The organism is Thermovirga lienii, assembly GCF_036847465.1.
Taxonomy (GTDB): domain Bacteria; phylum Synergistota; class Synergistia; order Synergistales; family Thermovirgaceae; genus Thermovirga; species Thermovirga lienii.
Genome location: NZ_DAITZW010000056.1, coordinates 1 through 4,086, shown reverse-complemented (window position 1 = coordinate 4,086; position 4,086 = coordinate 1). Strand labels below are relative to the sequence as shown.

The 4,086-nt window shown below is 43.8% G+C and carries 4 protein-coding genes; 3 read left to right on the top strand and 1 reads right to left on the bottom strand.

The window, feature by feature from the left end:
• Positions 1-387, top strand: a 387-nt coding sequence (locus tag V7Z69_RS09370; protein ID WP_334139732.1) for a hypothetical protein, incomplete at its 5' end; no start/stop codon positions are given.
• A gap of 7 nt (positions 388-394) precedes the next feature.
• Here V7Z69_RS09370 and V7Z69_RS09365 read toward each other — a convergent pair.
• A complete protein-coding gene (locus tag V7Z69_RS09365) occupies positions 395-865 on the bottom strand; it encodes a hypothetical protein (protein ID WP_334139731.1) in 471 nt (156 codons plus the stop codon).
• A 212-nt stretch (positions 866-1,077) separates the two neighbouring features.
• Between V7Z69_RS09365 and V7Z69_RS09360 the strand changes: the two genes are divergently transcribed.
• Together V7Z69_RS09360 and V7Z69_RS09355 are read left to right on the top strand one after the other, a co-directional pair.
• Positions 1,078-2,100, top strand: a complete 1,023-nt coding sequence (locus V7Z69_RS09360) for a sigma-70 family RNA polymerase sigma factor (protein WP_334139730.1) — start codon at positions 1,078-1,080, stop codon at positions 2,098-2,100.
• Positions 2,101-2,130: 30 nt separating this feature from the next.
• Positions 2,131-3,909: a type IV secretion system DNA-binding domain-containing protein gene (locus tag V7Z69_RS09355; RefSeq protein ID WP_334139729.1), complete on the top strand. Its 1,779-nt coding sequence runs from the start codon at positions 2,131-2,133 to the stop codon at positions 3,907-3,909.
• Positions 3,910-4,086 lie beyond the last annotated feature (177 nt).

The window sequence follows — 4,086 nt, the reverse complement described above, 5'->3', positions numbered from 1 at the left end:
GATGATCTTCCGTATGATGATGAAGAGGAAGAACAGGGGTCTGACATGCAGGAACCTCAAATGGTTCCTTTATCGCCGCAGTTAAAGGAGACGCTGGCAAAAGTTTGCCATAGGGAATATAAAAAAATTCTGGAGAAAATTGTGGAACAGGGGAAGAGACAGGACGAGTACAAGAAGAAGATTTTTGCCAAGATTGGCTGCCCTGCAGAGCTTATGCCCCCGGTTGTACAAGCGTCTAAAGTGGCTGATGAACTTCCCTTCCCAAGTTGGCTGTTTGCTTCATACGCTCTTTCAATAGACTATGATCCAGAGACAGGTGAGGCACTTGTCAATCAGGAAGGAGTAGATTTTTTAGAAATGAGATTAAAGGGAGAGTATATAGAATAACTCTCCCTTATTGTTGATGTTCTACAGTTTCCCCTTGGTGTTCCTTGATGTACAGTCTTGTTATCAGGTGTAGTGAAACTATGTCTATGTTAAATTGCTTTTCCTGTTTCTCCCCGTATATCAGCAGTGTAAGGACGCCTATACTCAGCAAAAGAATAACAGGTGATGCAAGAGGATTGTTTATTATGCGGTTGACAGCAAACATGCCTGCCGTACAAAGGCCAACCCCTGCTAGGTATAGATAGTAACGCCGTTTCTGCGGCAGCATAAGCCATCTTCCGGCACGAATCCTTTGCAGCAGGACTGTTTTTTCTGCCTCAGGCAAATTGTTCCACCAATCCAGAGCAGCTTTTGTCTGCTCCTGTTTGAGTGTCTGTAAAGCCTTCATTTTGTTTTCTGTATGTCGAATAATTTTTGTAAAATATATATATAGGCCTATCACTATGCACGCTCCTATTCCTATAAAAACAACTGACATTTATATCCCCCCTATATTTTTTCAGAATGCTATAAAAATATTCTGTAAAAATTTTGTTTGTTTAAGCCCACATATTTTGTTATATATATAGCGTAATCGACACCTGTTGACAATAAAATATATAAAATTTAATTTGTTAATTTGTATTTTTGATATAAATTATATAGGAAAACTATGCATAATAAGTAAAAAAGGGTCTGGAGGTCATGTCGATGGGAGAAGAGAAAAAAAAGAAGAAAAGAAGGAAAAGGCGGTTGGTTGTAGTGGCACAGACGAGTGACCACGACACAACAACAGAAGAGTCAGAAGAAGTGCAGGATATGGAGCAGGAGCAGTTAGATGAGCTTGTGTATGAGACAGAGAATATTCCAGATTCTCCAGATTCTGATGAACGCCTCCAAGAGGCCTTTGTCTACTTTAGAAAAGAAATAGGGAAGTATGATCTCCTGACGCCTGAAGAGGAGCGAAAGTTGGCGATCCTTAAGGAGCAGGGGGACGGGGAGGCAAGAGACAGGCTGATTTTTTCTAATCTTCGCCTTGTTGTTGCGGTGGTCAACAGGGTAATGGCTCAGATGGGGAATAGCTCTATTTTGAATTTTATGGATTTGGTGCAGGAGGGGGTTATAGGGCTTATTACAGCGGTTGACAGATTTGATCCCAAGTATAAAACCAGGTTCAGTACCTACGGTGTGCCTTGGATATACCAGCAGGTGAAGATCGCCATACTGAAACACCGCAGGGGGTTTGCTGTTCCCGGCTTTACAGGTGTGGCACTATCTCAGATGAGAGATTATATAGAGAAATATAAGCAGGGGGAGGAAGTACCTGAGCAGTATTTACGCAGAGTGCAGTCTCTAGCCCATCTAACATCTGCTCCAATCCCGCTATGTGAAGCATCAGGAGATGAAGAATCAGGCCCATGTTTAAGCCTGTCTTGGTTTAATGCAGAAGAAGACGATGAAAATTTAGATATGCAGGTAGACCGCATAGTGATGTGTGAACGTTGTCTTGCCTTACTGGAAGAGATTTTGACTCCTGATGAACTGGATATTTTGAAGCGTCGCTTTGGTATAGATCCCTATGTGTTTCCGCACATGCTTGAAGACATTGCTAGGGCCTACAGCAGGAGCGTAGAGTATATACGCAAAAGGCTCGATAGTATTATCCGCAGGTTGCGGTGGCACCCTCAATTAAGGCAGTACTACAAGCAGTTTATGATTGATGAAGAGGCCTAGCCAGATAGTTTGAGTGTGGGAGGTGGCTGTATGTCTGTCAAAATTGGAACCCAGCTCGAAACAGGGCGTTGGAAAGGCAAAATTAAAAAGGTCTTCAAATATATCTTTATCGTAGGCATATGGGTAAACCTATTCCTGTTTCCTTCATGGGTTTTAGACGGGTATGTTAGCACACAGGAAGAAAATGTCCTTTTCGGCGGAGAGAGGATTATCCTCCACGGATTAGGGGAGCTTATATGGTTTTCCTTCATAGGAGCAGTTGTTGTGGGGTCTGTTGGGTATTGGTCGCTGAAGAAGTATAAGGATCCTGTTGAGTTGGTAAGACAGAACACTGTATCTACAGGAGACGTAATCTTGGCGGAAGGAGAACATTTTGTGAGGGGGACACTTATGACTAATGGGCCCACTCCTCAACACATTGCTGCGGTTGCGCAACAGGCTAAAACTGAAGGACGAAAAGCGTTGGTGAAGGCGAAAAAAGGAGATCGTCCTATGCCTCCCGTTCTGGTTGCGGGAGTTCCTTATCCGTATAAATTTGAAAATTTAGGCATGTATATTCAGGGTTCTACAGGTGCAGGTAAGTCGCAGGTAATCAAACAGATGATATACGACATTCGCCGCCGAGGAGGAAGAGATAGGCTGATTATCTACGACCGAAAGCCTGAATACCTGCCTATTTTCTATAGAGAAGGAGATGTAATTATTTGTCCTGCTGACCGCAGGCATACTAAATGGGATCTCTTCGCTGAGATCAAGGGCGAGCAGGACATGGACATGGTAACCCAAAGTCTTATCCCTGAGGCTATAGGAAATGCTAACGATAAGTTTTGGACGGATTCTGCCCGCAACGTCTTCAGGGGCATCTTGGTCTATCTATTCAACAGAGCGGAAGAAACGGGGCAACCGGTCAAAAATGAGGATTTGTGTAAGTTTCTGTTTAACTATGCCTCTGCTCCAGACAAGATGTGGAGGGAGCTGAGCAGAGACAGGGCAGCAGCGGCGTTCGCACAGCCTATAGCGGGAGCAGGTAAAACTCAGTCTAACCTGCCTACATCGGTCATGGCCACTCTGACAAGTTATACGCAGAGTTTTACTAGGCCTGAAGTAGCAGAGAGAGGTAATTTCTCAGTCAGAGATTGGCTCCATGACCCCTCTACGGAAGGCAGCGCCTTGTTCCTTCTTAATCCTGCTCGATATGCCACCAACTATCAGAGTTATTTTACGGTCATACTGGATATTTTGATGAGGGAAATGATCTCTCTGCCGTCGGATAACGACAGAAGAGTGTGGTTCTTTATAGATGAGTTTGGTTCTCTGTTTAGGTTGGACAGTATCAAGAGGCTTTTGGCCGAAGGGCGTTCAAAAGGAGCTTGTATAGTCATAGGCACACAGGATCAGGCTCAGATTAAGGATCAATACAAGGACGAAGGAACTCAGACTATTATAAACAACTGCAACAGTAAGGTTTTAGGGCGTGTTTCTTCGGCTCCCGAGGCGGAGGGCCTGTCTAAAATCATAGGAGAAATGGAGATAGAAAGAGAAACGGAAAGTATTTCTTCGTCATATGACAATACGGGAGCAAAAATATCTATAAATGACAGGACCAATGACAGCCGGAGGGAACGGCGCAGCGTCATACTGCCGTCAGAGCTTATGAACTTACCCAGCTTGTCCTATTTCCTCAAGTTTGGTGATATGAACTGGATGCGGTCTAGTATTGAGTACTACCCATGGAATGAGCATGAGATATTCCCAGCGTTCATACCGAAGCCATCAACGTATTTCGACACCAGAAGACTGATTATGTGATTTTAGGATTGTATTTCCTGTTTAAACGGCTCTTCGATCGCTATATTTTTTTATGTCTCACTTGCTTGATTGTCTTATCTCTAGGAGGTGTCGTTCATGTATCCGGCTGTCAAACAACGGGAATCCACAGATTTAGTCTTACTGGTAGGTAGCAAGCACAGCAACACAGATTCAATT